Annotated in this window: 26 protein-coding genes and 1 pseudogene; 18 read left to right on the top strand and 9 right to left on the bottom strand. The window is 35.1% G+C overall.

All coding sequences use genetic code 11. The features are described 5' to 3' along the window. Positions 1 to 38 precede the first annotated feature (38 nt). From ACM5BR_RS01780 to tatC, 4 genes are all read left to right on the top strand, one after another. Entirely contained in the window at positions 39 to 830 is a 792-nt protein-coding gene (locus ACM5BR_RS01780) for a DeoR/GlpR family DNA-binding transcription regulator (RefSeq protein ID WP_416825477.1), read from the top strand. 555 nt (positions 831 to 1,385) lie between these two features. Continuing rightward, positions 1,386 to 3,113: a metallophosphoesterase family protein gene (locus tag ACM5BR_RS01775; protein WP_416825476.1), complete on the top strand. Its 1,728-nt coding sequence runs from the start codon at positions 1,386 to 1,388 to the stop codon at positions 3,111 to 3,113. A gap of 65 nt (positions 3,114 to 3,178) precedes the next feature. Then, entirely contained in the window at positions 3,179 to 3,382 is a 204-nt protein-coding gene (locus tag ACM5BR_RS01770; protein ID WP_416825475.1) for a twin-arginine translocase TatA/TatE family subunit, read from the top strand. A 62-nt stretch (positions 3,383 to 3,444) separates the two neighbouring features. After that, complete coding sequence (tatC, locus tag ACM5BR_RS01765) at positions 3,445 to 4,200, top strand: twin-arginine translocase subunit TatC (RefSeq protein WP_416825474.1); 756 nt, start codon at positions 3,445 to 3,447, stop codon at positions 4,198 to 4,200. A 668-nt stretch (positions 4,201 to 4,868) separates the two neighbouring features. Here tatC and ACM5BR_RS01760 read toward each other — a convergent pair. The 3 genes and pseudogenes from ACM5BR_RS01760 to ACM5BR_RS01750 all read right to left on the bottom strand — a co-directional run bounded on the left by ACM5BR_RS01760 (position 4,869) and on the right by ACM5BR_RS01750 (position 6,867). Beyond that, on the bottom strand, positions 4,869 to 5,003 hold the full coding sequence (locus ACM5BR_RS01760; RefSeq protein WP_416825473.1) for a hypothetical protein: 135 nt from the start codon (positions 5,001 to 5,003) through the stop codon (positions 4,869 to 4,871). A 206-nt stretch (positions 5,004 to 5,209) separates the two neighbouring features. Further along, positions 5,210 to 5,953 (bottom strand): annotated as a pseudogene (locus tag ACM5BR_RS01755) (lipocalin/fatty acid-binding family protein); the annotation flags it as partial. Between the two features lie 242 nt (positions 5,954 to 6,195). After that, positions 6,196 to 6,867, bottom strand: a complete 672-nt coding sequence (locus ACM5BR_RS01750) for an HAD family hydrolase (protein WP_416825471.1) — start codon at positions 6,865 to 6,867, stop codon at positions 6,196 to 6,198. Positions 6,868 to 7,086: 219 nt separating this feature from the next. Here ACM5BR_RS01750 and ACM5BR_RS01745 point away from each other — a divergent pair, with 219 nt between their 5' ends. Both ACM5BR_RS01745 and ACM5BR_RS01740 read left to right on the top strand, forming a co-directional pair. After that, positions 7,087 to 8,280: a hypothetical protein gene (locus ACM5BR_RS01745; RefSeq protein WP_416825470.1), complete on the top strand. Its 1,194-nt coding sequence runs from the start codon at positions 7,087 to 7,089 to the stop codon at positions 8,278 to 8,280. Between the two features lie 557 nt (positions 8,281 to 8,837). Continuing rightward, positions 8,838 to 9,245 (top strand): hypothetical protein, encoded by a 408-nt coding sequence (locus ACM5BR_RS01740; RefSeq protein WP_416825469.1) that lies wholly within the window; start codon positions 8,838 to 8,840, stop codon positions 9,243 to 9,245. A 79-nt stretch (positions 9,246 to 9,324) separates the two neighbouring features. Here the strand turns inward: ACM5BR_RS01740 and ACM5BR_RS01735 are convergent, their stop codons facing one another. Next, complete coding sequence (locus tag ACM5BR_RS01735) at positions 9,325 to 9,570, bottom strand: hypothetical protein (RefSeq protein ID WP_416825468.1); 246 nt, start codon at positions 9,568 to 9,570, stop codon at positions 9,325 to 9,327. Between the two features lie 147 nt (positions 9,571 to 9,717). Between ACM5BR_RS01735 and ACM5BR_RS01730 the strand changes: the two genes are divergently transcribed. From ACM5BR_RS01730 to ACM5BR_RS01705, 6 genes are all read left to right on the top strand, one after another. Beyond that, a complete protein-coding gene (locus ACM5BR_RS01730) occupies positions 9,718 to 10,368 on the top strand; it encodes a cupin domain-containing protein (protein ID WP_416825467.1) in 651 nt (216 codons plus the stop codon). A 214-nt stretch (positions 10,369 to 10,582) separates the two neighbouring features. Beyond that, entirely contained in the window at positions 10,583 to 10,828 is a 246-nt protein-coding gene (locus tag ACM5BR_RS01725) for a YkuS family protein (RefSeq protein WP_416825466.1), read from the top strand. A gap of 387 nt (positions 10,829 to 11,215) precedes the next feature. Then, positions 11,216 to 12,442, top strand: coding sequence for a PucR family transcriptional regulator (locus ACM5BR_RS01720; RefSeq protein WP_416825465.1), 1,227 nt, complete (start codon positions 11,216 to 11,218; stop codon positions 12,440 to 12,442). Between the two features lie 128 nt (positions 12,443 to 12,570). Beyond that, positions 12,571 to 13,704, top strand: a complete 1,134-nt coding sequence (gene ald, locus ACM5BR_RS01715) for an alanine dehydrogenase (protein ID WP_416825464.1) — start codon at positions 12,571 to 12,573, stop codon at positions 13,702 to 13,704. Positions 13,705 to 13,780: 76 nt separating this feature from the next. Further along, on the top strand, positions 13,781 to 14,962 hold the full coding sequence (gene alr, locus ACM5BR_RS01710) for an alanine racemase (RefSeq protein ID WP_416825463.1): 1,182 nt from the start codon (positions 13,781 to 13,783) through the stop codon (positions 14,960 to 14,962). A gap of 93 nt (positions 14,963 to 15,055) precedes the next feature. Further along, positions 15,056 to 16,468 carry an amino acid permease gene (locus ACM5BR_RS01705; RefSeq protein WP_416825462.1) on the top strand — a complete coding sequence of 471 codons (1,413 nt, stop codon included), beginning with the start codon at positions 15,056 to 15,058 and terminating at the stop codon, positions 16,466 to 16,468. A gap of 112 nt (positions 16,469 to 16,580) precedes the next feature. Here ACM5BR_RS01705 and ACM5BR_RS01700 read toward each other — a convergent pair whose 3' ends face one another. Beyond that, a complete protein-coding gene (locus tag ACM5BR_RS01700; RefSeq protein WP_416825461.1) occupies positions 16,581 to 17,003 on the bottom strand; it encodes a DUF1801 domain-containing protein in 423 nt (140 codons plus the stop codon). Positions 17,004 to 17,226: 223 nt separating this feature from the next. On the opposite strand from ACM5BR_RS01700, the gene ACM5BR_RS01695 reads away from it, so the two are divergent. Beyond that, positions 17,227 to 17,697: a MarR family winged helix-turn-helix transcriptional regulator gene (locus ACM5BR_RS01695; protein WP_416825460.1), complete on the top strand. Its 471-nt coding sequence runs from the start codon at positions 17,227 to 17,229 to the stop codon at positions 17,695 to 17,697. A 121-nt stretch (positions 17,698 to 17,818) separates the two neighbouring features. On the opposite strand, the gene ACM5BR_RS01690 is transcribed toward ACM5BR_RS01695, so the two are convergent. The 3 genes from ACM5BR_RS01690 to ACM5BR_RS01680 form a co-directional block, all read right to left on the bottom strand. After that, positions 17,819 to 18,394 carry an NAD(P)H-dependent oxidoreductase gene (locus tag ACM5BR_RS01690; RefSeq protein WP_416825459.1) on the bottom strand — a complete coding sequence of 192 codons (576 nt, stop codon included), beginning with the start codon at positions 18,392 to 18,394 and terminating at the stop codon, positions 17,819 to 17,821. A 199-nt stretch (positions 18,395 to 18,593) separates the two neighbouring features. Next, entirely contained in the window at positions 18,594 to 19,901 is a 1,308-nt protein-coding gene (locus ACM5BR_RS01685; RefSeq protein WP_416825458.1) for an NRAMP family divalent metal transporter, read from the bottom strand. Between the two features lie 109 nt (positions 19,902 to 20,010). After that, entirely contained in the window at positions 20,011 to 20,646 is a 636-nt protein-coding gene (locus tag ACM5BR_RS01680) for a DUF1232 domain-containing protein (RefSeq protein WP_416825457.1), read from the bottom strand. 235 nt (positions 20,647 to 20,881) lie between these two features. Here ACM5BR_RS01680 and ACM5BR_RS01675 point away from each other — a divergent pair, with 235 nt between their 5' ends. The 4 genes from ACM5BR_RS01675 to ACM5BR_RS01660 all read left to right on the top strand — a co-directional run bounded on the left by ACM5BR_RS01675 (position 20,882) and on the right by ACM5BR_RS01660 (position 24,555). Beyond that, complete coding sequence (locus ACM5BR_RS01675) at positions 20,882 to 21,616, top strand: ZIP family metal transporter (RefSeq protein ID WP_416825456.1); 735 nt, start codon at positions 20,882 to 20,884, stop codon at positions 21,614 to 21,616. 156 nt (positions 21,617 to 21,772) lie between these two features. Beyond that, positions 21,773 to 22,945, top strand: coding sequence for a multidrug efflux MFS transporter NorA (norA, locus tag ACM5BR_RS01670; RefSeq protein ID WP_416825455.1), 1,173 nt, complete (start codon positions 21,773 to 21,775; stop codon positions 22,943 to 22,945). 75 nt (positions 22,946 to 23,020) lie between these two features. Then, entirely contained in the window at positions 23,021 to 23,893 is an 873-nt protein-coding gene (locus ACM5BR_RS01665; protein ID WP_416825454.1) for a MerR family transcriptional regulator, read from the top strand. 278 nt (positions 23,894 to 24,171) lie between these two features. Next, complete coding sequence (locus ACM5BR_RS01660; RefSeq protein WP_416825453.1) at positions 24,172 to 24,555, top strand: DUF4183 domain-containing protein; 384 nt, start codon at positions 24,172 to 24,174, stop codon at positions 24,553 to 24,555. A 46-nt stretch (positions 24,556 to 24,601) separates the two neighbouring features. Here the strand turns inward: ACM5BR_RS01660 and ACM5BR_RS01655 are convergent, their stop codons facing one another. Continuing rightward, positions 24,602 to 25,114 (bottom strand): DUF4183 domain-containing protein, encoded by a 513-nt coding sequence (locus tag ACM5BR_RS01655; RefSeq protein WP_416825452.1) that lies wholly within the window; start codon positions 25,112 to 25,114, stop codon positions 24,602 to 24,604. A 305-nt stretch (positions 25,115 to 25,419) separates the two neighbouring features. Between ACM5BR_RS01655 and ACM5BR_RS01650 the strand changes: the two genes are divergently transcribed. Further along, positions 25,420 to 26,655, top strand: coding sequence for an ATP-binding protein (locus ACM5BR_RS01650; RefSeq protein ID WP_416825451.1), 1,236 nt, complete (start codon positions 25,420 to 25,422; stop codon positions 26,653 to 26,655). The last annotated feature ends 8 nt before the right edge of the window (positions 26,656 to 26,663 follow it).

Genomic DNA, 26,663 nt, shown 5'->3' with positions numbered 1-26,663 from the left:
GTATTAGTATTCTAAGTGGTACCTAATAACTAAAGCAGGTGAAAATATTGTTAGCTCATGAGCGTCACGAATATATAATGGAATGCTTACGAAAGAATAAAGTAGTAAAGGTATCTTCGATTACAAAATTGTTTAGCGTATCTACTGAAACAGTCCGCAGGGATTTGGAATATCTCGAGAAAGAAGGCTATTTAAGAAGGGTACGCGGAGGCGCGGTATTAGATAATGTTAACAGCAAAGAAATCAATTTCTCATTACGGGAAACTAAGAATATTGAAGAAAAGATGGAAATAGCAAAAATAGCTGCTCAATATGTTACAGAAGGCCAATCCATTGCCTTAGATGTGAGCACAACAAATACCGAATTTGCGAAAGAATTAAAGAGAAAATTTCAAAGACTAACCGTTTTAACAAATTCCTTAATCATTGCCAAAGAACTTTCAGAAATGCCTTATTACACAATTATGATGCCCGGAGGTGTACTCCGAAATGAAGAATTATGTCTAGTTGGTTCTATGGCAGAAGATTTTTTTAAAGGATTTCACATTGATACATTTTTTATGAGCATCAGTGGTATTTCCTTGACGGAAGGGCTCACGGATTACGGGTTAGGTGAATACCAAGTGAAAAAGAAAATACTTGAGAATTCTCAAAGTTGCATTGTGTTAGCGGATAGCAGCAAATTTGATGTGGCATCATTATTGAAGGTCTGTCATTTTGAAAGGATCGAACGTATTATTTCTGATTCAAAACTCTCTGAAAAAATACTACAGAAATATAATAAAGAAGGTATTGAAATCGTGAATAAATTAATTTTTGAGGAAAAGTGACCGACTACTTTCCTCTTTTTTATTTGTTTTTATATAACATACTTACCTTTCCCCCTTCTCTCCTCAATTTCCATAGCAAAATAGATTATTTAATATTTTGCATCCAATCATTCTGAATGAACTAAAAGAATGTGCACAATTGTGGCATTACGTGCTTTTTTATTATAAAAATAACAACATTTTACACATCATTTACAGATAATCAATATTTAGTGTGTATTATTTTTTTGTGTAAGAGGAAATTTGTGTAAATGTGTTACATATTGTGCTGTTTGGAGGTGTACATCGATTATTATCATTTTTCCCCTATTAATATCGAAATCATAACTGTTCTAACTTGGAGTCTGTACGTTTACTTATATGGAAGTTATATGTCAGGTGTTGGTTCTTATCCTTAGGTCATTCCGAATATTGATTATCTATGTTTATCGAAACGGCAGGTTCATTTGGGAGCAGAATACCCCACTTAGAGGAATGCCGTAATACTACATCATTAAGTAATTTATTTCCTTGAATTGAAATTAACGAATCTATCATTTAAGAGGAGTAATTGTAATGAAAAAAGATAAATTGAACAATGAAGTAGAAGAATCGTTACACGATGATCTTTTTGCTAAGAAAATGGATCGAAGAGCCTTTTTGGAGGGGACAACTAAAGTTGCTGGAGCTGCTTTAGGATTAACTCTATTAGGCTCGTTAACTAGTTTACCTGTTAAAGCAGCATCTAGCTCTTCTGTTATGCATTCAAATGGAAATAATCCAGATCTAGTTTTTCCTGTTATAAGCGATACACATATTCAACGTCAGAGCGATGATTTTTTAAATAAGTTTATTACTACTTTAGATCAGTTAAATACAGTTGCTCCTAAGCAAGATGCTTTTGTGGTTGTTGGAGATTTAACGGATTTGGGACTTGTAGCAGAATATGATAAGTTTATGTCTGCTTATAATGTGAGAAAACAGTCACATGCTGTTTCTATGTTTGCGATTGGAAACCATGACTATTGGAATGGCTTATCGGCAGTAGATGCTCAAAAACGTTTCCTTGAGAAAACGGGGATGGAATCCATCTACTATCATAAGATTGTAAATGGTTATCATTTTATCGTTCTTTATACTGAAGATGGTAATACACCGGGTACCTTCTCAGTAAAACAAATTGAGTGGTTAGGTGAGCAGTTAAAGCTAGCAAATGATGATGATCCGAAAAAACCGATTTTCGTCTTCCACCATCAGCCAATTAAAGGGACCATCTATGGAAGCGAATGGGGCTTCGATCAGAATAGAGATCTTTTTTACAATACATTGGCAGAATATCCGCAAGTTATCTCTTTTTCTGGACATACCCACTATCCGTTAGATGACCCTAAAATCATAATGCAAAAAGATTTTACTGCTATTGGAACTTCAACAGGTGCCTATATGTGGCTTGATAGTGGAAGAATCCAAGGGGAAATACCTGAAGGGGCCAGCAACCTAAATCAAGCTCTGATTGTGGAAGTTTATAATAACAAAGTAATCATTAAACGCCGTGATATTCATAACAATGACTGGACAGGTGAACCATTCGAAATCAGCTATCCTGCTAATAAACATAATTTTAAATACACAGAAGATAGAGACAAAAAGGCACCTTTCTTTACAAATGATGCGATGCTTTCCATTGTGAATGAAAAAACGACTGTTACCGGCTTAACGATCATGTTTACACAAGCGAAAGACAATCTTCTTGTACATGACTATAAAGTGGTAGCAAAAAATGTAGAAACAAATGAAGTAGCTAGAGAATTCCTTGCTTTCTCAGAGTTCTATAAAGATCCTGTACCAAATCCATTAACATTGCAATTTGACGAATTGAAGCCAAACACAATGTATGAGGTTGAAGTGAAAGCAATTGATGCATTCGGAAATGTAAGTAATGACTCTTTAAAAGTATTAGGGAAAACACTGGACGGTGTTGTACCTGATGTATCAATTAGATTATCTAAAAATGTTTTAAATGGGATAACAGATACGGTAGAAGTTACGGTCGAAAATGCTAGAATGCCAAAAAGTGATTGGGTAGGTTTATATGAAATAAATGATACACCGGGACCAATCGCGGCAATATGGTGGATGTACACGTCAGTAACAAATGGTACTTGTAAATTTACTTATGATCCAAAGAATAATAGTTATCCAGGAAGATATAAGGTAGGTTCAACGTATAAAATGATTTATTTCTATGGTGGTGGATATGATGCTGTTGCATCAGCAACATTCACGGTTGGCAGCAGTATTTAAAGCTAGAAATGGATGAGATCCTATAACAATTATAAAAAAGATTCATTTATTAAGGAGGAGACACCATGCTTCAAAATATCGGCGTACCAGGATTAATATTAATTCTTATCATTGCTTTAATCGTATTCGGTCCATCTAAGTTACCTGAAATTGGACGTGCTTTCGGCAACACACTTAGAGAATTTAAACACTCTACTAAGGAATTAGTGTCAGACGAAAAAGAAGAAAAAGAAGAAAAAGAAGAAAAAGAAAAAGAAAAAGCGAAGTAAGTGAAATGGAGATGTAAGTAGTAAGCTTACATCTTCTTATTTTTTAAGAAAGGAGAAACTGTATGCCTATTCAAAAGTTGCCTTTGACAGGTCACCTCGAGGAACTTAGGAAACGGATTATCTATACTTTGATTGCCTTCATCATTTTTTTAGTTGGATCATTCATATATGTGCAGGATATTTACAAATGGCTTATTCGTAATCTTAACCATAAATTGGCTGTATTAGGGCCTAGTGATATTCTTTGGGCATACTTTTCGATTTCAGGTGTAATCGCTATTGCTCTTACCATTCCAATTGCCGCTTATCAAGTATGGAAATTTGTCGAACCAGCGCTTTCTGAAAAAGAACGAAAAACAACGATTTCATACATTCCCGGATTGTTTATTCTTTTTATCGCTGGTTTATCTTTCGGTTATTTCTTTGTGTTTCCATCAGCTCTTACATTTTTAATGTCCTTGTCTGAAGGACAATTTGAAACGTTATTTACATCTGAAAAGTATTTCAAATTCATGATGAATTTAACACTACCGTTTGGGTTTTTATTCGAAATTCCGCTAGTGGTTATGTTTCTAACTTCTATTGGAATTATTAATCCTATGATTCTTTCGAAAGCACGAAAGATATCGTACTTTGTAATTGTCGTTATATCTTGCATAATTACACCACCTGATTTCGTATCAGAAATATTAGTGTCAATACCTCTTATAGTTTTATACGAAATTAGTATTAATTTATCAAAAATTACCTATCGAAAGAAACTAAATAAACAATTGGATAACGAAATGGAAATGAAGAGTGCTTCTTTTACTAATTGAAAGGAGCAAAAATGCGGTTAACTCCTTTAATGAACTATAACCCGAATAAAGGACACCAAATAAGTCGTGGCCCTTATTCGGGTTTTCTAATATCCACAGAATGACAACCCGTTTATAATAAAAAAATTATTATGGACAGTGGCTAATCCCATTCAGGTAGATTGCTAAACAAAAAAACTTATTTACTTATGATACTTCACCTCATCACAGACTAACAATATTGTATTTTATTCAATATCCTCTTTATTCCAATAAATTGTATCTGTATGTTTGCCTGCTTTTCTCAACCCAATGATTACATAACAGATATTTTTAGGGGATTTACGTAATAACGATCCCTCCCATTTATCTTCCTTTGAATCGAAAGTCCAATCCATCAGTCACCTTTTTCAACATTGGATATGAAAGCATAAAGGTCTCTTTACTATATCGAGAATCACATAGATGGTAAATCTTATCTTTAGACACTTGTTTTGGTTAATTAAGCATGTGAACGTATTAAAACAAAATCAGCTATCGGAATATCATTTGTTCCTTGAGTAACCTCATTATTAATTTCCTGTATGTTTCCATTAATTATTCGTAAACCTATCGCATCTAATTCCCCTTGTTGTAACAGTTGCATATATGATTTATTTTTTAAAAATATAATAAACGAATACATCTTTTCAAAAAATTGTATTTACGGTTTGCATGATTCGCTCAATTTCACCTTCATTGGACAATTTCCAATGATTAATAAATGGCTTCCAATTTAATTGGACTAACTGACACTTTTTTACATGACGTAGCCACGATAGCATTAATGATTCTCCTATCTCAATTTTCATATGTAATCTCCTCCTCTTAGCCTATGTAACTTTATTATAATAGATAAATTTGTAGTATTATTTAGCAATTGAATGGATAACAATGTCTGTTTATCATGGAAAGCTAAACATAACATCAGTACATAAAAAATAGGTCGGATACATGGTAATCCCCAACTCCGACCTATATATTGTTTTTGCTAAGAATATGTAATAACAAACTTACCATTAGAAAGAGCTTGAGGGAGTAAGACAAGATTTATTCCTTTAAGGTATTGGCTATATTTTCTCTGAACAATGTCAAAAGTCTTGCATTCAGTCACAAAAAAGTATTTATCATCAGCTACGTTTCGCTGTAACTTCTCAAAATCTTTAATAAAGTTACTTTTTTGATTAGCACCGAGGTCATTTTGTTTATAGGGATAAGTAGTCTTTAATTCACCTATTATCCTTTTTCCATCAATGGTAGTTTCATCAACATCTAACCCTGGGGAACCTTGGGGCTTCAATGCCATATTTAATGCAGAAAAAGAATGTCTTTGATTAAGAAACTCTTTTATTAACAAACAACCTAAAAAGCTCAAATCATTATCGATATTGCCTATGATTCTTCTAAAACTATTCATCGCCTCGTACTGTTCAATTAAATCCCCCTCGAAAATACCTGATGACGTATCTTCTGATAGAAAGGCCTTAACCTTATCCATTTTTTTAGATAAACTTTCGATATAGTTCATTTCTTCATTAGATAAATTGTTCTTGCCTTCTTTATGTATTACTACGTCTTCCTTGTGAATAGGAATTTCATCATTTTCTTTTTGAATGAACTCTACATATTCACCAAATTTTACATTTCCCACTATGTAACCCGCTTCTAGCCAAATAGAAGCGTGAGAATGAGCCTTTTGGCTGTTCACCCACCAAGCTTGATATTTATATGCGGAGTTAGGTAATTGAGTATAGTATTTAGAATTGTTTCAATTTCATTAAAAGACAAAGTAACATGTGATGACGTTAATTTTTTTAAATAATTTTGTAAGGGAATGTATTTTCCTACTACTATCCTATTCATTATTATCCCACCAATCTAAATTCTTCTTTCACTACCCTACCTTCAGTTGAACAATAAAAAGAGCTGCCACAGCAACTTTTTGTTTACTCAAGTACGTTACTTTAAGAAAAAATATCAATTAACTAACGCAATCAACTCACTAAGACTATGTATCACTTTCACATCAGGATAAGTTGTTTTATTTTTTCGATTAATCCATATTCCTTTCATACCGGCATTTATACTTCCAATTGCGTCAGTTTCGAGTCTATCCCCTATATAATAACTTTCTTGAACTTGAACCTTTGCTTGGTTACATGCTTCTAGAAAAATAGCAGCATTTGGTTTAGCCACTCCTGTTTCACTAGATGTAATTATACATTCAAAATAATTGCTTATCCCCATACTCTTTAATTTTTCTAATTGTTGAGCATAGTCACCATTACTAATAATTCCAAGCCGAAATCCTAGTTGTTTTAATTGCTTTAGGCAAGGAACGACATCTTTAAATGCCGACCAATTACTTTTATATATACATAAATAATTATTGAATCTACTATCTGCTTGCTCGTTACTTAAATGATGACCAAACAAGTCTTTAATACGCATTCTCCTCTGTTCTTGAAAAGATAATTCTTTCGCTAAAAACTTTTCAAAATATTTATTTGATAGGTTATACCATAACTGAACGAATTCAGTATCACTCAGTTGTAACTCGTCTGTATATTCTTTAAAAAAATCAATTGCTCCCTTTTTCTCTGCTTGGTCATGGTCAAGTAAGGTTTCATCTATATCAAAAAATATCATGTTTACTTATCCCCCTAGCCAAAAGATTGTATCAATTATTCCAAAAGTTTTGGACCAACATCCGACCTCTATTAACTCTGGACTTTAAACTCAATAATCTGTACGGATAACAGATATTAATAACCTTCAAAATTCGAACATATTATATTGGTAAAACTTTAGTTCTTTGATATAATCTTACAATGCAGTAGCAAAATTTACAGCAAGGAATGATAAAACATGAGTAAAAAGGATAAAAAACCGAGTACAAGAACTCTAGCAAAAGAAGCAATAGAAAATAGGTATAAGAATAATAGCCAATCACCACCCTTAATTGTTTCAGCCAATCTACCCAATAATAAAACTGGTTTTGCAGCGGTTTCTTCTAACTCCATTGAAACATTTCAGTATAATAAAAATAATAATGAATTGACTTTAATCGGAACTTACAATCTTTCAGACTACTCAGAGGTTTATGTTGATCATTTTGCAATGAAATCAGAGTTTAAGTTCCAGGGACCTGAAAGAAATCCCTTTTATTTCATTCCCACAGAAAATGGCAAGGGAGTAGAATCCATAATAAAAAATTACACTTCAATTGTAATACATAATATTGAAAGAAAATGGTATAAGAAAATACTCGGGTTTCGTTCAGGAAAAAAGTGGAAAATGGTTGTTGCAAGCCTTGTATATCTATTTATTCTTTCAGCTGTACTCAATGGCATGACAAATAACAAACCAAGTACTTCCGCATCGGATACTAGTACAAATTCTACAGATAGCGCTACTGATGCGCAGACAACTCAAACTCAAAACACAGTAGAAGCACCAAAGGAAACTCCAGAGCAAGCTCAAGCTAGAATGGAATCTGAAAAGAAAGCAAAACAAGATGAATATGAAAAATCCAAAATTAAATTAAATGGTAGTGGAGATACAGCTACGGATACTATTAAGCTAAAAAAAGGATTTGCAATATTTGATATGAAACATGACGGCGGAGCTAATTTTATCGTTCATTTACAAGGTAACTCAGAAGATTCATTGGTAAACGAAATAGGTCAATATAGTGGTAAAACCATTGCCGTAATACCAACAGATGGCGATTATGCATTAAACGTAAAAGCAGATGGTGATTGGTCAGCATTGATTACACAAGAACCAGACCCTAGCAAAATACCTACTATAGATGGCTCATATACATTAAATGGTCATGGTGATGATGTTGTATTCTTTGATCTTAGTAAAGCTGGCTTACATAAATTAACACTTAAGCATGATGGTGAATCAAACTTTATTGTGCATGATTTATCAAAAGGAACATCGATTGTAAATGAAATAGGAAAATATAGCGGAAGTACAAGAGAACAATTTGAAGATGGATTAAACGGATTTTCTGTTAAAGCAGACGGCGATTGGAGTATAGTAGTTGAATAATATCAGGTAATATCATTTACATATTAAAATTTTGAAAGACAGTCATTCAGACTGTCTTTTACTTCGATATAAAATTTGTTGTATACAACTCAACTAATTTAACTAAAATCTCTACAGCCTGACAAAATGATATTAATAATTAAAACCGATATATTATTATTATTTCTTTTTTTTCATTCTCAGCTTTTGTAAGTATATCTAAGACATCTTCTTCTCTTCATCTAATAACTTTTACAGGCGACTTTTGTTTTTCTATATATCACGTTATTGATTTCTGTTTTCATATCGCTTTTCACCTTGTGCAGATTACCTAGCAGATTTCAAGGTATTTCACAGAAAATTAGAACTTTTCGTCGATACTTGAGTGCCATTCTATGGGAATGTATAATTAAAAAGTCTATTGAAATCAATTATTAATATCAATAAAATTAGATTTCAAATAGGATTTTTCGATATGAAAAAATATTAATAACAGACATTCGGGTCCCTAATAAAGATTTATATCTAATATTTAATTATCTTATTAAATGAATATTTTATATAAGGAGAATGCCACAATGAAGGATGAATTTAAATTCATGGCAGTTGTATCAATTTTCGCCATTTGTTTTTTTGTAATAGCTTATCTAAATAAAGATATGAATTCTAACAATCTATCCCTTAATCACACTAATCCTAATGCCAATATAAATACAGCAAGTACAAAAGGATTTATACAAACAGATAATAATCAACTTCAGACTACTAAGAATGCCCTAGTTAAGCATAAGATCAAAACAGAATCATTAGAATCAAATGGTTCTATTTCAAACTCCTATTTGGTGCAAATCGATATAGATGGGAAGATATACGATGTTGAAATTCCTAAATCTATATATGAAAGTATTCAGGTAGGTTCTTATGTAGAAGGTATTTTACTTAATGACCAATTTGAATTAAATAGCAATTCTTCTTTAAATCCTTAGATAAAAGTTAAATTAAAAACCGAAGTCTTATAAGGATCCTCCCTTGTTTATTTTAGTTGCAGGGAGGAATCCTGTCCTTTTACTTAAACTTCGTATGTTTCGCTTCCATCACCGCCCATTTGCGACCCTCGTCTGTATTTAACCATGATTCCGCTTTACGAAAGCTGTTCGCTTTCTTAATAATTCCTTTTGCTTTTAGATCTTCCACATTAATGAGTTTAAAGCCTACCCAACGTTTTTTACTGTTTAAAAAGCGAACTTCCATAACGTTTAAATTTCCAGTAGCAGTTGCAACTTTGATTTTGCTAACTTCGTCTAATTTCACCTTTACATCCCCTTTACATTTATTTATTGACCAGTATTTCCTAAAATCCATCTACGTACTATTTATTTTTTAAGACGACACACAAAATCATATTAAAAGCATAATCTGCCTATAAAGTTAGCTATTATAAAGAGGTGAAGAATATTTATGGTTTCGTATATGGATTACACATCCCCATCAACTCAATATACTTTTGACGTAAATAAGAGTCCTTTGTTTAGAAAAGATAGTAAAAACTATATTAATGTACTAGGTATAGAACAATTGAATACGTTGGAAAATTCATCTCTTCTAGACATTTTCCTAAGTGCTAATAATGTTATCGAACCGCACTATCATCAAAATGCAGCTGAGCTTGTGTATTGTATTTCTGGTGCAGCTACTGTATCGATGCTGAATCCATTTACAAAACAAATTCTCAGTTACTCGATTACACCTGGACAAGTAACAAACATACCTCAGGGTTGGTGGCACTATGAAGTAGCTACAGTTGATAACACGCATCTTTTGGCAATTTTCGATGCACCAACTCCAGAAGTGATTTTGGGATCTGACATCTTAAAATTTACTCCTGCGAATATTATGGCGCATACGTATTGCATGGATGAAAATCAATGGAAACAAGCAGTTGCACCCATTGAACCTTCAACCTATATAGGTCCGTACAAGCATTGTAATAATAGAAATGAAACTTCACCTGGTCAGTATGTAAATCAATATTATCAACAACCACAATATTTACCGCATTATCAACAAACTCAGTACGCTCCCCAGTATCAATACTATTGGGGCTATTAGATAAAAACGTTTGATCTAGAAAAAGTCCATGTATGTTTATGCCATATCTCTATGCCACTCACTCTTGTCATTCTACATAAAACATGACATCCTCTTGATGCTCTAGCAAAAAAGATCAAGCTTTATTCAAAAGCCATAATTCTTCATCCACTCTTTCTACTCTGCATATTTTCTTACAAATGATGCACATTAACTGATGGTAGGAGGTGAGAAAATGGCACGTATTGGAGTAGAGCAATCGCTAACAGATGTACAACAAGCATTACAAGAAAAAGGATATGATGTTATACCATTACATTCGAAACAAGACATAAAAGGCTGTGATTGTTGCATTGTTACCGGGCAAAATGAAGATGTTATGGGTATTAGCAATACTTCGATTAAAGGTCCTGTAATTGAAGCAAGTGGTTATACAGCTGATGAGATTTGTAAGCAAGTTGATTCTTATCATTTCAGTTAAAAATGGGTTAGAAAAAAGCAATCGTAACTATTACGGTTGCTCTTCTATATTTTTCTGATAGCGTTATTCCTTTCAATATTATCCTTTCTGAATTAGCTTACATAAATTATCTTAGGCACTACATCCCATTTTATATCCAGAACATCAAAAGACTGCTTACCTTCACTTAAAATTGACTCTTCTATAGAAGTTGTACTACATTTTAATGTGTGGAGAAAATGGACATGATCTACCATGCAATTTGTAACTTCGATGCCACATTAGAGATAGGGTTAATTGGCTGACGACTTATTACGTACATATGTCCCTTGCAAGAGGATGCTTTTTTAGAATTAAGGTTACTCCGACACTTCACGAGTTTTATATACATACACGGAGGGATACACATTGAAAAATCCTTTTAAGATATCTTTTGAAAGTCTGGAGGAGTTTGCCGACGTCGTTAGTCAACAGCTGCAATGCCCCATAACGATTGAAGATGCAAGCCATCGGCTCCTTGCCTATAGTACCCATGATGAAAGAACCGATCCAGCCCGTATTGCGACAATAATTGGCCGAAAGGTACCGGAAAAGGTCGTGAATCAGTTATGGAAAGAAGGTACCATTCCGTCGTTATTGAAATCGAAGGTACCAATTCGGGTTAATAATATAAAGGAAATTGGGCTTGGCAACAGAGTGGCAATTTCCATTTGGAGACAAGACGAAGTTATCGGCTATATTTGGGCATTAGAAATTGATAAGTGTTTAAATGAGGAAGAATTAGATTTATTAAAATATGCTTCAGAAGCGGCCAAAAACGAGCTACAGCATCTGCTCGTACGTAAACGGAAAGAAGAAAATCGATTTCAAGAATTCTTTTGGCAGCTATTAACCGGACATGTAACAACGCCAGAAGTCATTCATGAACATTTCCACGCGTTAAAAATCGTACCATCACCCTGTTATGCTGTTATCGTCTTTCAATTTCAACATGATGTAACACGAAAACAAGAGCAGCAGATTTCGAATCTGTTAAAAACGAGTCAACCCTTAAAAATCATGCTCCATACGATGGACTTTAACCAACTTATCATGCTAGTTGCTCTGCCGATGGTGGATGAACCCTACAGTGAACTTGATCATTTTATTACAACATTCACAAGAAAACTGCTAGATCGCTACAACGTAGATGTTAAAGTTGGTGGCAGCAGCATATATGATGATTATCAACAAATTAAGAAGGCTTTTCAAGAATCGTTGACTGTTTTATCGATTAAAGAAAAATTTGCAATGGAAACGCAAAACATCTTTAATTATCAAAAACTAGGAATCTATCAGCTTTTTGATATTATTTTGGAAAAATACAAAAGTGAAAGACATGAAAATCAATCGCTAAAGAAGCTTCATTTATATGATCAAAAAAATCATTCTAATCTAGTCGAAACACTTGAAGTATACCTTGACAAAGACACTAATATTCCTGAAACAGCGAAGGAATTAGTTGTTCATCCAAACACGTTAACCTATCGTCTAAAGCGGATTACGGAAATTGGCGACATTGATTTTAAAGACCCTAACCAAAAAATGATGTTATACATTGATGCAAAGCTCGAAAAATATTTGCGTAAAATATGAACTTTTTGTGAATTTCACCAAATAGAGAGCTTTGCTTTCTCTTTTTAAAACAAAGAAATTATACAATAAACATTTTATACTATAACCACAGTAACAAAAGTAATTCAACATTTAAGGGGGAAAACAAAATGTTTATTGGAGTACCAAAAGAAATCAAAAACAACGAGAATCGAGTAGCCCTTACGCCATCCGGAGTTGTGTCTTTCGTAAATGCTGGACATACAGTATTAGTTGAAAAAGGTGCTGGAATTGGAAGCGGTTTCACTGATGAACAATATGCAAATGTTGGTGCAAAGATAATTGAAAGCGCTTCACAAGTTTGGGCTGACGCTGAAATGATTCTAAAGGTGAAAGAGCCCCTTGAGAGCGAATATAAATATTTCCGTCCTGGTTTGATATTATTTACTTATTTACACCTTGCAGCTGCCCCATCACTTACAGAGGCGCTAAAAGATAACTTCGTTACAGCAATTGGTTATGAAACGGTTGCCGTTAACAGAACGCTTCCATTGCTTACCCCAATGAGTGAAGTAGCCGGAAGAATGTCTGTTCAAGTCGGAGCACAGTTCTTACAAAAAACTTATGGTGGACAAGGCATTTTACTTGCAGGTGTTCCTGGTGTAAGCCGTGGCAAAGTAGCGATTATCGGCGGCGGTATGGTCGGCACAAATGCAGCAAAAATGGCGATTGGTTTAGGTGCAGATGTTACCATTCTTGATTTAAGCGCCGATCGTTTACGTGAATTAGATGATATTTTCGGTCATCAAATCAAAACATTGATGTCCAATCCATCGAATATTGCTGAAGCGGTAGCTGAAGCTGATCTTCTTATCGGTGCCGTGTTAATTCCTGGTGCAAAAGCTCCTAAGCTTGTGACAGAAGAAATGGTGAAATCTATGAAACCAGGTTCAGTCATTGTGGATGTTGCCATCGATCAAGGTGGAATTGTTGAAACTTGCGACCGTGTCTCAACACATGATGATCCTACATTTGTGAAGCATGGAGTGCTTCACTACTCTGTTGCCAATATGCCTGGAGCAGTTCCTAGAACATCAACCATTGCCTTAACAAATGTGACGATTCCATATGCAGTAGCAATTGCCAATAAAGGTGTAACAAAAGCCATTACAGAAAATGAAGCACTAAAACGCGGCGTAAACGTTCTAAATGGCAAAATTACGTTCGAAGCAGTTGCAAAAGATCTTGGCTATGAGTATGTAACAGTTGAAAAAGCTCTTGAAAATGAACTAGCTATTAAATAATCCTGTCTCTTCCTTTCATCACTCATCCCCCCATGAGATGCTTTTTGGGGGGATTTTTAGCAAAGGGGACGATCTTATGGAGGAATGTAGCTACAGGGATACATGGGCAGAGATTTCACTTGACCATATTGCCTACAATTTACAGCAATTCCGGCAGTACATCAATCCGAAAACAAAGATAATGGCTGTCGTCAAAGCTGACGGATACGGGCATGGTGCTGAAAAAGTCGCAAAAACCGCAATTGAAACTGGAGCAGATTACTTGGCAGTTGCTTTTTTAGATGAAGCAATCAAGTTAAGGAAGGTTGGAATATCATCCCCTATTCTTATTCTCGGGTATACTCCTGTCCGTTCGATTCGGGAAGCCATTTTACAAAACATGACGATAACCGTATTTGATCATAAGGTATTAGATGAAATTATCGTTCAATCCTCTCAATTGCAAAAAAGAACGGTCATTCATATTAAGGTAGATACGGGTATGTCGAGGATTGGACTATCTTCCGCTGATCAAACTCTCTCACTTGCGAGAAAGGGTCTAGCAGCACCTTATATTCAGTTAGAAGGAATTTTCACTCATTTTGCTAATTCTGATAGTGAAGATCCAAGTTATACTTACGCCCAATTTCATAAATTCATAGAAATAACCAGCTTTTTAGAAAAAGAAGGCATTCATATCCCTTTCAGGCATTGCTGTAATAGCGCAGCTACCTTGAGATTTCCAGAAATGCATTTGGATATGGTTCGAGTTGGAATTGCGCTTTACGGTTTGAATCCGGATGCTTCCTTAAAAAAGCACTCAATCCATTTAAAACAAGCCATGAGTTTTCATACCCGAATCGTGGCAATCAAAAACGTACCCTCTTCACAGCCTGTTGGCTATGGTTGTACTTGGAGGCTGAACAGAGGAGATAGTATCATTGCTACCTTGTCAATTGGGTACGCCGATGGACTGTCTCGTCTCCTTTCGAACCGTGGAAATGTGTTACTACATGGAAAGAGAGCGCCAATTAGAGGACGGGTCTGCATGGACCAAACGATGATTGAGATTACGGAAATTCCAAATGCCAAAACGGGAGATATGGTGACCATTTTTGGGGAGAACGATACCGCTTTTCAATCCGTCGATACAATCGCAGAATTAATGGGTACGATCCATTATGAAACAGTTTGTTTAATCGGCAAACGAGTTCCAAGAGTTTATTTGAAAGAACAGAAAAAATGCTTTGCAAGATATTTTGAAAGCGCTACCAATTAATTGCAAAATCAATACCCTTTTGAAAGTAGCATCGTTCTTCTTTAAAACAGAGTGGGATGAAAAATCTGTAGTAAAATTTAAGGGGGAGTAAGGATGAGTAATCATAAGCATGGCAAAGAACTTCATCGTAATTTAGAGGAAAGACATATTTCCTTAATGTCTTTAGGGGCTGCTATTGGTGTTGGGTTATTTCTTGGCTCATCTACAGCCATAAAAACAGCAGGGCCAGGTATATTAGTAGTATATGCAATTGCTGGTCTTATCATGTTTTTTATTATGAGAGCGCTTGGGGAAATGGCAATTCAAAAGCCTGTTGCCGGTTCATTTAGTCAATATGCCCATGATTATTTAGGGCCGCTTGCCGGTTTTATTACGGGTTGGAATTATTGGTTTTTATGGGTTGTTACTTGTATGGCGGAAATTACAGCTGTTGGTATTTACATGGAATATTGGTTTCCAACGATTCCACGCTGGATTTGGTCACTAGCCGCACTCGTTATGATGGCTCTCGTTAACTTTCTTACCGTGAAAGCATATGGCGAATTAGAATTTTGGTTTGCTTTAATAAAGGTAGTGACCATTGTTCTCATGATTGTTGTCGGCGCCGGAATTATTTTCTTCGGAATTGGAAATGGCGGAATTGCCACAGGATTTCACAATCTTTGGGATCATGGTGGAATGTTTCCACACGGAATGAAGGGATTATTAATGTCCCTGCAAATGGTTATGTTTGCTTACCTTGGTATTGAAATGATTGGCGTGACTGCTGGAGAGGCGAAAAATCCAGAAAAAAATATTGCCAAAGCGATTAATAATGTGTTCTGGCGGATTCTCATTTTTTATATCGGGGCCCTTACGGTTGTTATGTCAATTTATCCATGGAATGAAATTGGATCAAAGGGAAGTCCGTTTGTACTTACCTTTAACCAAATCGGGATCCCTGGAGCTGCTGGAATTATCAACTTTGTCGTTCTAACTGCAGCGCTCTCATCTTGCAACAGTGGGATCTTCAGTACGGGAAGAATGCTATTTAACCTTGCACAAAATGGCCAAGCACCAAAACCATTTGGAAAAATAACAAAAAAAGGTGTACCCGGTTTAGCTGTTATTGCTTCTGCAGCCGCACTGCTAATTGGCGTAATTTTAAATTATATTGTCCCTGGAAAGGTCTTCACTTGGATCACAAGTATTTCTACATTTGGAGCTGTTTGGACATGGGCAATCATTTTACTTGCACAAATTCGTTATCGAAAAAGTTTAACTACTGCAGAGAGAAGCAAACTCAAATATAAATTACCGCTCTTCCCTTTCACTTCCTATTTATCGTTGGCGTTTTTAGCTCTTGTTCTTGTGGTGATGGCTTTTGATGCGGATACAAGAATTGCTTTATATATCGGACCATTGTTCATTTTCTTATTAGTTGGAGTATATTATCAAAAAAGATTGCATAGAAAAAATGTCGTTAGTCCTTCCGATGCAGTTCAAGGAATAGTAAATGTTGAATAATATTCTTCTTTCTATCAAAATGTAAGGGTTTCAAGTGAATAGTAGAAAGAAAACATTCTAACGGCTTTAGCCCTTCTTAAGAGGATAAAGCCGTTAGTTGTTTTCTCCTTCCTTATTGGTTTGGATAGGTTTCTTTCAAAAACTTTATAGACCGGTTAATTAATTCTTTCAAAATATTGATATCTATATCAACTACTTTATTAATATACACACAAGCTTTTCCTGTCGTATGCTTTCCAAAATCCTTTAACAATTCCTCTCGTTTTCTATCACCCGTCGCAAAGTACAAACTGATTTTTGCTTTTCGTGGTGAAAAGCCGACTAAAAGGGCATCACCTTCGTGACCTGATTTATACTTATAATGATATGTACCAAATCCAATAATACTTGGTCCCCACATCTTAGCTTGATAGCCTGTTGTTTCCGTAAAAATATCTAATAATTTATATGCATCTTCCCGTTTTGTAGGGCTTTCGACATTTTCAATAAACTCAATGACACTGCTGTCGGTTTCTTTTGTTTTTAGCTCATACATGATTAGAAACCCTCCTTATCTCAATCATATGTTAATATTTCAGGCTATGGATACTACATACTATACGTTATTTCCTCGGACATATCCTTCCGTTCGATTCCAATAGAGACTAGAGTTGTACTTGACAATAGATGATGAGTCATTTATTATTCCTTCTAAAGTGACTTGTCCTCTATATTTTTACTATTTATTCGAAACTGAACACATATGAAAGGAATTTTAAATGGAAAGAAACCAATATTTCAAAGCTGAGTCGCTAAGTTATCTCATTCTTGCTACGCAGCGACATGGAAATCGGGTGTTAAATGAGATTTTAAAGAACGTTGGTCTGACAACTTCGAAAGCAGAGGTATTACGAGTTATACATGAAGAAGAAAAGGTCTCACTAAAAGAACTTGGACGGTTATTAATCTGTGAATCTGGAAGTCCGTCACGCCTTGTTGAACGAATGGTCCAAGACGATTTAATCGAGAAAATTGTGGACAAGAAGGATTCTCGGTATGTTGTGCTTCAACTAACGCCAGTTGGAAAAGAAAAAGCTAAGCTTGTAAGAGATATTGAACAGCAACTCTATGACCAAATCATTCAAAATTATTCTGAAGAAGAACTAGAACTTATGTGTAAACTACTGTTCCGTTTCATAAAGGATCATCCTTTCTCAGAAACCTTGATAAAACGAGGCTATACTATGTGAATGCTACTACTAAATAAGTATGTAATCTAATTTCTGCTTGACAAAAGGAGAGTATGCTCGAAATAGGATGCCTGAAAATTCTCCTTCTGTTTTTCTTAGCTACTACTTTCTTTTACAAATATTAAAGCTGCTTCGCTTGTCGATATACATATTCCAACCACTTTTCTCTTTTATCGATACTACTTCCTTTTACTCCTGCAAACATCATTCTCTTCACAGAACGAATACCGCAAAAATTGAGAATAGAAGACTTGATTACTTTCCATTCGACACTTCCGCGAATTAATCTTTCAAACCAAGATGGAGAATCGAGTGAATAGATAACCCATGAAGATTTTCCTACTAACAATCCTTTTGGCATCACCCCTTCATAGACGTAGGCAAAGCCAGATGCAAACACCCGGTCGAAGAAGCCTTTTAGGATTGCAGGCATACCAGACCACCAGATGGGATAAATAAAAATATAGTGATCTGCCTGTTTCAGTTGTGTACGATACCATTCTGTTTCCGGATCATCCTTTAAATTTCTTCTTTTAAAGTTCTCATCAAACTTTAGGACGGGATTAAATTGATCTTCATACAAATCGATAACGGTAAAAGTATGGTTAGCTTCTTGAAGTCCTTGCTTTACTTTTTCTAATACGGCGTGATTAAAACTTTTGGGATTAGGGTGCGCATAAACGATTAGTACATTCATCTTCACTACTCCTTTGGTTTTGCAAAATACATGATGTGTCATCTATTTTGAAATAATTATTTTCAAAACTAACACTTCTATTACATGGCCTTATGAGTGAATAAGGATATATCTCTATTAAAATAGATGACACATTATCTATTTTTATAATAAATGTTGTGTCATCTATTTTCAAGAACAAGTCAATTGTTGTTGATTGTTAAAGATTTGTAAACGTCTGCCAGAATGTAGCGATTGACAATCCTATGAGCAATGCAACCATCGTCCATCCCCATATTCTACCGAACAGCCTGCTTCTGTATTGTCCCATCAATTTTTTATCACTTGTCATTAATACTAAGAAAATAAGCAGCGGTGCCATCAGAATTCCACCGATTACTTGGGTGATGACTGCAATAAGATTCAAAGGTAAATTCGGTAGTAGGATGGAAAGTGCAGCGAGAACGAGACTTCCAATATAGATGGCATAAAATTTCGGTGCTTGATGGATTTTATCATTGAGGCTTTTAGACCAGCCAAATAATTCAGCAATACTCCAAGAGGAAGACAAAGATATAGTTATAGAGGCTAGAAAACCAGTATTGAATAAACCGAGACCAAAGAGGATAGCAGGCCACCGTCCTACCGCACTATCAAGGGAACTAATAATATCAGATGGACCTGCATTCCCTATATCTTGAACCTGACCAAAGAGAGAGGCACCGATGATAATGGCTCCTGCTGCAATTACTACTTGAACGATACAACCAATTGCTGTGTCAATTCGGCCTAGCCGTAAGTATCGTGAAGTAACCCCTTTATCAATCGTGCCACTCCCTTGAAAGAAAATCATCCACGGGGCAATCGCATTTCCGATCGTTGCAATAATGAACCAAATCAGACCGTCTTGTTGATCATGAGGAACATTCCATGTAGCAAATGCGTGGCCAATTTCAGCCATACTAGGCTGTGTCATAGCTGCTATTACGAGAAAAACGATGTTGAGTAAGCCAACAATTAGTGCAATCCGTTCTTTTGTCCAGTATCCGGTAAATAAAACGAAACAAACGATAAGTAATAAACTAATCATGTCGCTAATCCAAAAAGGGATCCCTAACATCATAAGTCCAGCTGTCATTCCAATAAACTCGGTAATCAATGTCAATAGATTCTCGAAGGCAAGAGTACTAATGTGATAATAACCCCAGAATTTCCCATATCGTTTTAAAGCCAGCCGGGAAAAGCCTTCTTGCGTTACTGCGCTAAGGCGCATGCTCATCTCTTGAATAGTAAATGTAAGAGGTGCAAGACAAATGATTAAGGGGATAAACAAACCTATACCAAATTTTGCTCCTGTTACGGTGTAAGAAATGATTCCTCCCGCATCATTATCGGCCATCGCTGCGATAAATCCTGGTCCCATTAGGGCCCACATAATCATTAAATACCGTTTCCATCCTGTTTTCCGACTCGTAACAACAGAATGAAACTTTGGATTTGTATCTGAAACAGTTACTGATTTACTCATAATTGAATACACATCCTTACTAATTATTAAATTCATCAGTAATGTATTCTTAGGTGTTGAAGAATGTGCATGATCATCAACAAATGTTGAAAAGAAAGAAACACTTTAGTTATTGTCCGAGACGATTTAACACGAGTTGAATAGCAATTGCATCATCCAAATACCCAATTGGAAATATATAGTCAGGAATAATATCGACCGATAAGATAAAATATAGCAAAGCACTTCCGATTATGGTACGTTCACTTGTTGAAGTCTTATCATCACAATATTGTATATATAGTTGCTTTAACTGTTCAATTAATGGACCTACGCTACCATTTTGTTCAATTTTTGTTTGAAAGTCCTTACAAATCAATTGATGTCCTTCTTCCGTTTGGGCATATTGTTCGTATTTGGCTAATTCCTGTTCGACACGAGCTATCGTAAACTCAGTATCAACTAATTGAATGGAGGCAAGAATTTTTTGAATATCTACTAAATTAGAAGGATCTGATTGTGGATCTGCTTCTCTACTAATCTCAAAACCAGCAGCTTCAATTAATTTTCCAAGAGGTATGTTTAAGTGAGAAGCAAATTGTTGTAAGTGCTCTAATTTTGCTTGTTGTTTCCCGTTTATGATTCGTGAGATGGTTGCTGTGTCGATTCCCGTGATTGCACTTAGTTTACGCATAGATAACGCATGTTTCTTTAATAATGACTTTAGTAGCATCCCAAGGTCATTCTCTTTATGATTCTCTGACATCCTGTTCATCCTTTCATTTTCTGATTCATCATTTTGTTGAGGTTTTATCAACAGTTTATGTAAAGAACGAGGAAAAGTATTCCAATTAGTAGATAGATGATCTTTGTAAACTGACATAAAAGCTAAACCATCAGTCATTTCTGATGCATTCAAGTGCAATATAGAAAGTGCTTGGACTATCAGACATCTAGTGAGAATAGGATAGTATAAGAAAAGATATACGGAGAGTGAATAAATGGAAATTTATATAATCCCCTTTATGGTAACCGTATTTTCATTTGGAGGATTGTTTTTAGGTGGAACGATAGGAATAGTTACGAAACAAGTGTTAGAAGAAAAAATGTATAGCTTGTATGCATTTTGTGGCGGGGTGTTAGCGGGAATACTATGTTTAGAACTTATACCCGAGACATTTTCAGAACAACCTCCCATTGGTCCTGTGTTAGGAGTAGGAATCGGTTTTTTGTTTATGATGCTAATTCATACTCTCTTTCACGGAAACAAAGTAAGAGACGAAAATCAGCAAGCCTTGCAAGCCTTTGGATTTTTATCACTGGCCATTTGTATTCATAATATACCTACAGGAATAGCAATTGGTTCAGCTCTAACAAGTAATAATGAGGTTTCATCTTCGTTATTGCTCGCTATCATTTTTCACCATATTCCAGAAGGATTAAGTCTTATGGTACCATTTTTATTTACTCAGTCTAAGCTTGCACCATTTCTTGTAATGATTTTTTTATTATCTGTTGTATTAGGAGCAGGAACAATGTTAGGGGGATTCGTGCAAAACGAGGTCAAGCATTTAGAAAGTGTTATTATGGGTAGTGCCATAGGAATGTTGGGATACATAGCTATTAGCGAGATGTTGTGGAAAGCTAAACAAAATATGACCTTGTTTTCCTTCAGTATTTTTGCATCAGCAGGTTTAGTAATTGTGAAGATATTCGAATTTCTCATGCATCACTAAAAAAGAAAATTAAGCTTATTGAACCATCGGCCTAGCCGGTGGTTTTCGTTGTACAAGATACATTAGATCAAAATGAAGTGCTTTCCCATTGACTCTCCTCCAAGGGGAGACTTTATATTGTGTTTTATACGTTTAGTAAGAAAAAGGAGAAACATCATGCAAAGACCAAACATGACATTAGCTATATTATTGATGAACTTGTTTATTGCTTTTTTAGGAATTGGACTTGTTATTCCAGTTACACCTACAATCATGGATGAATTACATTTATCTGGATCGATTGTCGGATATATGGTGGCAACGTTCGCTGTCACACAATTAATTGTCTCCCCTATTGCAGGCCGGTGGGCGGATCGATTCGGACGTAAAAGAATGATCATTATTGGCCTATTATTCTTTAGTTTGTCAGAGTTTTTATTCGGTATCGGAGAAAATGTTGGAGTACTGTTTATTTCGCGAATGCTTGGCGGTGTTAGTGCAGCGTTCATCATGCCAGCTGTAACAGCATTTATCGCAGATACTACAACGATTCAAACACGGTCAAAGGCATTGGGTTATATGTCTGCATCTATTTCGGCAGGTTTCATTGTTGGACCAGGTATTGGGGGTTTTTTAGCAGAGATTGATTCTCGCTTACCATTCTTCTTTGCCGCAGCCTTCGCGTTATTTTCAGCGATTTTATCTGTCATCACGCTTCGTGAACCAGAGCGAAATCCTGAAAATGAAACAGCAGCAGAGCAAAAAACAGGGATGAAACGTATTTTTTCACCGATGTATTTTATTGCGTTTATGATTATTTTAATCTCATCTTTTGGGTTAGCGGCTTTTGAATCGCTATTTGCTTTATTTGTCGATCATAAATTCGGCTTCACACCGAAAGATATTGCTTTTGCCATTACCGGTGGTGCCATTATAGGGGCAATTGTACAAGTTGTCTTATTTGACCGCTTTACGAAATGGTTTGGTGAAATTCGCTTAATTCGTTATAGCTTAATTTTCTCGACGGTACTTGTATTTTTAGTAACAATCGTGCAATCATATTATACGATTTTACTTGTTACAATTATTGTATTTGTTGGATTTGATTTAATACGACCAGCTGTCACAACGTATTTATCTAAAATTGCTGGTGATGAACAAGGATTTGTTGGCGGCATGAACTCGATGTTTACAAGTATCGGTAACGTATTTGGACCTATTATTGGGGGAGCTTTATTCGATATGAATGTAAACTACCCATTCTATTTTGCAACAATTACCTTAGTAGTAGGTGTTGGGTTAGCACTCGCTTGGAAAGTGCCAGCACATATAAAAGCTAGAGCAAATTAAGTAAGCTTAAGTGTATTCTTTGTTTGCTGCAAAGCGTTCTCTTTCTTATTATACTTAGTGTAAGGAAGTGATGAAATGAAGGAAACATTATACACGATCGGGGAAGTATCAAAACTAGCGAATGTCTCAATTAAAGCTCTTCATTATTACGATAAAATCGACTTATTTAAACCTGCTTATATTGATCCAGAAACAAACTATCGCTATTACAATGACTCACAGCTTTACCGACTGGCCCTAATCAAATCACTGAAATATATTGGAACACCTTTAGAAGAAATTAAAAAAGCGCAAGAATTAAAGACAGATGATTTATTCGTTTTTTTAACGGAACAAGAAAAACGAGTAAGGCAGAAACTCGATTATTTATTGGAAATTAAACAAAATATTACGAATATCAAAAAGCAAATGCAAAGGCAGAAAGAATATCCTGTCCTTGGTGAAGTGTTTCTTTTAGATGAAGAAGAAATACGTATTATCCAGACAAAGGCAGATGGATTAACGCCTGAATATATATTTAATGCCTCGTACAGTAAGCTGATGAAAACTGTCGAGTCAACAGATGGCTTTATGAATAGTAGTTATGGTGCTACGTTCTCATTTCAGCATTACAACCATGTTGATGAAATTACGTATCGGCATATATTTACACCTGTTTTAACAAATAAACAAATTGCATCACTCACGCCAGATATGGAAGTCACAACGATTCCTAAAGGTACATACGTATGTATTGCGTATATTTTTTCACCCGAACATTATTTTCCGAACATCCAAAAGCTGATCAAGTATATTACCGACCATCAGTTAACAGTAATTAGTGATGTATACGATTCAGCCGTACCCATTCATTATTCTCCGCATCAAGAAGAAGAATTTATGGTCGAAATAAAAATCCGAGTAGCTGAATCTACAGGCGGAGGAAAGGTGAAGGCTTTAAACCCATGAATTCGTTAGAAAACTGTATATAAGAAAGTAAAAGGAAGGTACATATTTTACCTCTACTAAACCTTCCTTTAACTTTATTCTTGAACGAAACGCTTCCTTTAATATTCTTCAGTAGTAGATTGGCGATCTTCCTACCTACATTAAGGCTTATTTACTTATTTCAGTCTGCAAAATATGAGTTGATTTTTCAAAAAATAGAGTTTTACCTCATTCATTCCATATTACAAAGTCATAGTATAAGAATTGTAATAAACTATTTTCTGAAAAGGAGGTAAAACATGGCACTTCAACTTATGAAAATTCTCGTTGCTGCTTCTACTACAACCGAAGTTGTCCCAACAGATTCAAGATTTTTTTATGTCACTACTACGTCAACTGCTGCTGGAGCAACATTATCTATTGATGCAGCAAGTTTTCTAAATGATACTGGTACCGCAGTAACTACACTTCCTACATTACCAACCAATAATAGTTACTTTAATGTTTATATTAATGGTGTTCTGCAAATGGAGGGTATTTCCACATATACTCCAGGTATAACAGGTGTTGGTTCACTCGCTATTAATGTACCAGCAGGTGGATCTGGCATTCCAGCTAGCACTCCTGTAGTGTTAGAAATCGTAACGTATGCACCATCTTCTACAATAACTGTAACAACCTAAAAAGTACAAAAACGAAAAAAGTTCCTTCTACAGGGACTTTTTCCGTTCATGTATAAATTGTAATAAATTGAAGGATCATAAGTACCCCATCCATTGGAGCATTCTCTGTTAGTAAAGTTAATTTCCCTTTCTCAACCTCATAGTTAACAGTAGGTTGGAGCATTCCATTAATAAAAAAATTAATATAAGATACTTCAGTTGGTGCCAATATATGAGTTGAACCATATTCCGCTAAACCATCCTGATCTGTATACACAATTTTTTGACCGTCTGAATATGTAAAGTATAATACATTACTCGTCTGCATTGGTCTTGGTGGTACTGGTCTTTCTTTAGAAACAATGTTTATTGGAGTAATAATCCATTCCCATTTTTTCCCGTTATAGCGATAGAAAACTCGATTTCTCGTATCTAAATATAGGCTTCCTATTGCAGCTTTATTGGGGCGATTTGATAATAAACCCGCTTGTAAAGACGGAACACCACCTGCATTTGTAACATATATATCCTCAGTTATCTTGAGTCCCTCCCTTTCAAGATAAAGTGAAACTTCCCTCACTTACTTTTCCAATTTCCCTAAACCTTGAAGTGGGGGTCTTATTGCCCTTAAATAGCAGGATAAATCTAAAAAATAATTCAATCTCTCCTATACTTCATATGTTATTGGACTATTAAATATTCGTTTACTGTTGGTATTAGACGGATGGAAGACTACACTCCTACCATAGTCTCACTAACGTAATAACTATTGGTTTTCCTTCCATTATTTCCTAAAATCTATTATAATATAATGTATTACTTTGGTAATCCCACAGAAATACCCTACTACGCTAACTTTAAAGCAGCCATGAAAGGAGTCGCACATTGATTGAATCGTTTCTTTTAAATTTTCTTTTTCTTCTTTTCCCGGTCTTAATTTTTCTTCTATTCTTTGAAAATAGACCTTATTCTTATAACAAGTATATTCTTTCATTTCTTGCATCGATTACAATGACTCTTTGCATGGCATTTCCTATAAAATTATCAATTGGCTTTCTAGTTGATTTACGATACATCCCTTTCTTACTTGCTGCACTTTACGGGGGATACAAATATTCCTTTCCGCTTTATATTACGTTAAATGTCGTTCGTTTTTTTATTGGCGGGGCAGGTATCATTAACTCTCTTATTTTTTCTACCTTTATGTTTATTTTCGCACCATTACTAAATAAGTTGTTTATAAAACAAAACCCTAAGCGACGAACTCTAATAGCAGTAGTCGCATCTATTTTAACGGCAGTTCTCTACCTTACTAGCCTTGTTTTCTTTATACCTGCATTAAACAAGGAATTCTGGACTTTAACTTTCTATACTTTAAGTACCCTCGTTATTGGCACGGTCATTATTATGATTTTAATTGAGAAGATTATTGCAAATATGAAAAGACGTGAATCCTTATTACATGCAGAAAGATTAAATGTAATCAGTGAGCTATCAGCTAGTGTTTCACATGAAATTCGAAACCCTCTTACCGTTACAAGCGGATTTCTTCAGCTATTAAATCAATCAAAGACAATGGCGAAGGAAGATAAGAAGTATATAGAGTTTTCATTACTAGAATTAAAACGAGCGGAACAAATTGTAAGTGATTTTCTAGCTTTCGCTAAGCCTCAATCTGAAAACATGATATATTCAAATTTAAAGGATGAAACAGAGTATGTAAAAAACATCATTACACCTTATGCAAACATGTATCATGTAGACATCCAATATAGCTTTACTAACACTCTTTTTTTTCAATATGATAAAAATCAAATACAGCAGTGTTTACTGAATTTATATAAAAATGCAGTAGAAGCGATGAGAGAACAAGGCGGTATCCTTACCATTGATGTTTCAGAACAAAAGAAAAACATTGTGATTAAAATAAAAGATACGGGGATTGGAATGACGAAAGAGGAAATTTTACGTTTAGGAAAACCCTATTATTCTACGAAAAAAGAAGGAACAGGCCTTGGAATGCTCATGGTGTATAGTACAATAAATAAAGTGAACGGTAAAATTGATGTAGAGAGTGAAAAAGGAAAAGGAACCACTTTTCTTTTAACCATTCCTGTTTAGCAGATTCG

The organism is Ectobacillus polymachus (assembly GCF_048159605.1).
Taxonomy (GTDB): domain Bacteria; phylum Bacillota; class Bacilli; order Bacillales; family Bacillaceae_G; genus Ectobacillus; species Ectobacillus polymachus.
The sequence above is the reverse complement of the archived record's forward strand: the minus strand, read 5'-3'. Positions and strand labels throughout refer to the sequence as shown.

Bases quoted from the DNA above. Each gene is read 5' to 3' on its own strand.
- ACM5BR_RS01775 (WP_416825476.1), top strand. From the start codon at position 1,386: ATGAAAAAAGATAAATTGAACAATGAAGTAGAAGAATCGTTACACGAT.
- ACM5BR_RS01770 (WP_416825475.1), top strand. From the start codon at position 3,179: ATGCTTCAAAATATCGGCGTACCAGGATTAATATTAATTCTTATCATT.
- tatC (WP_416825474.1), top strand. From the start codon at position 3,445: ATGCCTATTCAAAAGTTGCCTTTGACAGGTCACCTCGAGGAACTTAGG.
- ACM5BR_RS01760 (WP_416825473.1), bottom strand. From the start codon at position 5,003: ATGCTATCGTGGCTACGTCATGTAAAAAAGTGTCAGTTAGTCCAATTA.
- ACM5BR_RS01750 (WP_416825471.1), bottom strand. From the start codon at position 6,867: ATGATATTTTTTGATATAGATGAAACCTTACTTGACCATGACCAAGCA.
- ACM5BR_RS01745 (WP_416825470.1), top strand. From the start codon at position 7,087: ATGAGTAAAAAGGATAAAAAACCGAGTACAAGAACTCTAGCAAAAGAA.
- ACM5BR_RS01740 (WP_416825469.1), top strand. From the start codon at position 8,838: ATGAAGGATGAATTTAAATTCATGGCAGTTGTATCAATTTTCGCCATT.
- ACM5BR_RS01730 (WP_416825467.1), top strand. From the start codon at position 9,718: ATGGTTTCGTATATGGATTACACATCCCCATCAACTCAATATACTTTT.
- ACM5BR_RS01725 (WP_416825466.1), top strand. From the start codon at position 10,583: ATGGCACGTATTGGAGTAGAGCAATCGCTAACAGATGTACAACAAGCA.
- ald (WP_416825464.1), top strand. From the start codon at position 12,571: ATGTTTATTGGAGTACCAAAAGAAATCAAAAACAACGAGAATCGAGTA.
- alr (WP_416825463.1), top strand. From the start codon at position 13,781: ATGGAGGAATGTAGCTACAGGGATACATGGGCAGAGATTTCACTTGAC.
- ACM5BR_RS01705 (WP_416825462.1), top strand. From the start codon at position 15,056: ATGAGTAATCATAAGCATGGCAAAGAACTTCATCGTAATTTAGAGGAA.
- ACM5BR_RS01700 (WP_416825461.1), bottom strand. From the start codon at position 17,003: ATGTATGAGCTAAAAACAAAAGAAACCGACAGCAGTGTCATTGAGTTT.
- ACM5BR_RS01695 (WP_416825460.1), top strand. From the start codon at position 17,227: ATGGAAAGAAACCAATATTTCAAAGCTGAGTCGCTAAGTTATCTCATT.
- ACM5BR_RS01690 (WP_416825459.1), bottom strand. From the start codon at position 18,394: ATGAATGTACTAATCGTTTATGCGCACCCTAATCCCAAAAGTTTTAAT.
- ACM5BR_RS01685 (WP_416825458.1), bottom strand. From the start codon at position 19,901: ATGAGTAAATCAGTAACTGTTTCAGATACAAATCCAAAGTTTCATTCT.
- ACM5BR_RS01680 (WP_416825457.1), bottom strand. From the start codon at position 20,646: ATGTCAGAGAATCATAAAGAGAATGACCTTGGGATGCTACTAAAGTCA.
- ACM5BR_RS01675 (WP_416825456.1), top strand. From the start codon at position 20,882: ATGGAAATTTATATAATCCCCTTTATGGTAACCGTATTTTCATTTGGA.
- norA (WP_416825455.1), top strand. From the start codon at position 21,773: ATGCAAAGACCAAACATGACATTAGCTATATTATTGATGAACTTGTTT.
- ACM5BR_RS01665 (WP_416825454.1), top strand. From the start codon at position 23,021: ATGAAGGAAACATTATACACGATCGGGGAAGTATCAAAACTAGCGAAT.
- ACM5BR_RS01660 (WP_416825453.1), top strand. From the start codon at position 24,172: ATGGCACTTCAACTTATGAAAATTCTCGTTGCTGCTTCTACTACAACC.